The sequence below is a fragment of the Kitasatospora sp. NPDC059577 genome (genome assembly GCF_042735475.1).
Lineage (GTDB): Bacteria > Actinomycetota > Actinomycetes > Streptomycetales > Streptomycetaceae > Kitasatospora.
Genome location: NZ_JBHWBZ010000059.1, coordinates 35,142 through 37,487, shown reverse-complemented (window position 1 = coordinate 37,487; position 2,346 = coordinate 35,142). Strand labels below are relative to the sequence as shown.

The window sequence follows — 2,346 nt, the reverse complement described above, 5'->3', positions numbered from 1 at the left end:
GCGGGGGGGGGGGGGGTCCCCCCTCCCCTTGGGGGGGCGGCGGGGGGGGGGGGGGGGGGGGGGGGGCCCCGGCGCGCGCCCCCCCGCGGGGGGGGCCCCCCCCCCCGCGTCGCGGTAGCGGATCGAGCCGTCGGCGCCCAGGGCGTACAGGCCCTGGGTCTGCCCGCCCATCGCCTCGCGGGGTGCGGTGACGGCGAGCGCCGGGAACGCTTCGCCGCCCCGGGTGAGTGCGGTCCAGGGGATGTTCTGGCCGCAGGGTTCCCGCGTGTGCAGGACGCCCTCGTCGTCGAGGCCGTAGAGGCGGCCGCCGGTGCCGGTCAGGCAGCTCAGGGCGGGGGCGGGGCCGAGGGTCTCCCAGCGGGCCGGGTCCGGCGGCGCCGTGAACCGTTCGAGGACGTTGCGGGTGATCCGGTCCACGACCGGGTCGTCGAGCGCCCGGCCCCAGTTGATGGTCCCGGCGTTGAAGACGGTGCCGCGCCCGAGGGTGAACACCCCCATGGTGGCGGCGCCGCCTTGGCCGAGGTCGCGCCAGTGGCCCAGGTCGGCGGTGGCCAGGACGGTGAAGCCGGTCGGGGTGCCGTCCCGTCCGGTCACCCTGGGCACGCCGTCGAGCCAGGTCAGGTCGGCCGCGTCGGTCTCGTAGCCGAGTGCTCCGCGGGCGAAGGAGTCGCCGTCGCGCAGACCGGTGCCGGTGAGCGCCCAGTGGTCGGCGAACGCGACGCGGTAGCTGTCGTCGAGCATGAGGTCGAAGTCGGTCCAGCAGCCCGCGCCGTGACGGAAGGTCAGGCCGGTGAGGGTGTTCTCGGGGCGTCCGACGAGGGCGCTGGACCACTCGGTGGTGGCCCTCCTCGGGTCCACCGCGGTGACCGGGTCCAGGGCGGCGTCGCGGTAGCAGACCATGGTGCGCCCCTCGTCCTCCAGGCGCATCTGCCACCAGCAGGTGTTCCCGGAGAAGATCGCCAGGTTGCCGCCCGCGCCGACGAAGCCCTCGACGGCGTCCCGCATCTCCCAGGTCCAGTACTCGTCGTGGCCGTTGCAGACGAGCAGCCGGTAGTCGTCGAGGAGTCCCGGGACGAGCTGCAGGTCGAGGTTGGAGCAGTAGTCGACGGTCTGCCCGGTCCGGTGCAGCCAGTGCATCAGCCCCTCCTCCCAGCGCTCGGGGGCGGGGCCGCCGCCGGGCCGGTCGAAGCTCACCCGGTGCGCCCGGTCGTGCTGTTCGGTCCCGTACAGTCCGTGGCCGGGGGCGCCGACCCGGTTGTAGGCCTGCCAGGTGGCGAACGGCAGCGAGACGAGGATCCCGTGGTTCCCGGCGGGCCGGGCCGCCCGCACCGCGAACCACACCTCGCCGCCGTCGGGTCCGAACTCGGCCCGGTACAGCCCGCTGGGCCAGGTGCGCGGCACGGTGAGGGTCCAGCGGTCGCGGGCCGCGGACAGCCGGTGGTCGCGGGTGAGGCCGGTGATCGCGTTCGTGATCCGGACGTGGCGCTCGGGCGGCGCTCCGGCGGGCCCGTCCAGGAAGCGGAACTCCAGGTCACCCCCCTGGACGCAGGAGGTGGCGCGGGCGTAGGCGCCGTACCTGCCGCCCCAGCCCTCGGCGACGGTCTCCGTGACTGCGCTCATCCACGCTCCCTGGTCGGTCCGGTTCGGGTCGGCCACTACGCGTAGGCCTTGGACTGCAGGGCGAAGAGCTCCGCGTAACGCCCGCCCAGGGCCAGCAGTTCCTGGTGGCTGCCCGTCTCGCGGACCCGCCCGTCCTCCAGGAGCACGATGGTGTCGGCCATCCGGACGGTGGAGAGCCGGTGGGTGACGAACACCGTGACGCCGCCGACGGTGGCGGCCATGTGGGCGGAGGCGCGCTGGTAGGCGTCGCAGAGCAGTGCCTCGGCCTGCGGGTCCAGCGCGCTGGCGGGTTCGTCCAGGCACATCAGCAGGGCGTCGGGGCGCATCAGGGTGCGTGCCAGGCCGATCCGCTGCCACTGGCCGCCGGACAGCTCGGTTCCCGGGCCGTACTCCTTCCCGAGCAGGGAGTCGAGGCCCTCGGGCAGGGCGGCCACCGTGTCGGCGGCACCGGCGAGTTCGACGGCGCGGTGCACCGCCTCGGCGGAGTCGATGCGGTCCAGCCGACCGACGCCGACGCTCTGCTGCGCGGTGAGGTTGAACCGGGCGAAGTCCTGGAAGAGGTTGGCGGTGCGGCCGTGCCAGGACCGCGCGCCGACCTCGGCCAGTGGGGTGGGGGGCCCCCGGGGGGCCCCCCCCCGCGGGGGGGGGGGGGGGGGGGGGGGGGGGGGGGGGGGGGGGGGGGCGGGGCCCGTGGCGGCCCCCCGCTCTCTGTTTAACACAGCTCAC

The 2,346-nt window shown here is 75.7% G+C and carries 2 protein-coding genes; both read right to left on the bottom strand.

Annotated elements, in window-relative coordinates; translation table 11 throughout:
- A partial coding sequence (locus tag ACFV0O_RS33125; RefSeq protein WP_380347455.1) for a N,N-dimethylformamidase beta subunit family domain-containing protein occupies positions 1-1,620 on the bottom strand: 1,620 nt, incomplete at its 3' end.
- Positions 1,621-1,655: 35 nt separating this feature from the next.
- Positions 1,656-2,339, bottom strand: a complete 684-nt coding sequence (locus ACFV0O_RS33120; protein WP_380347454.1) for an ATP-binding cassette domain-containing protein — start codon at positions 2,337-2,339, stop codon at positions 1,656-1,658.
- Positions 2,340-2,346: the final 7 nt, after the last annotated feature.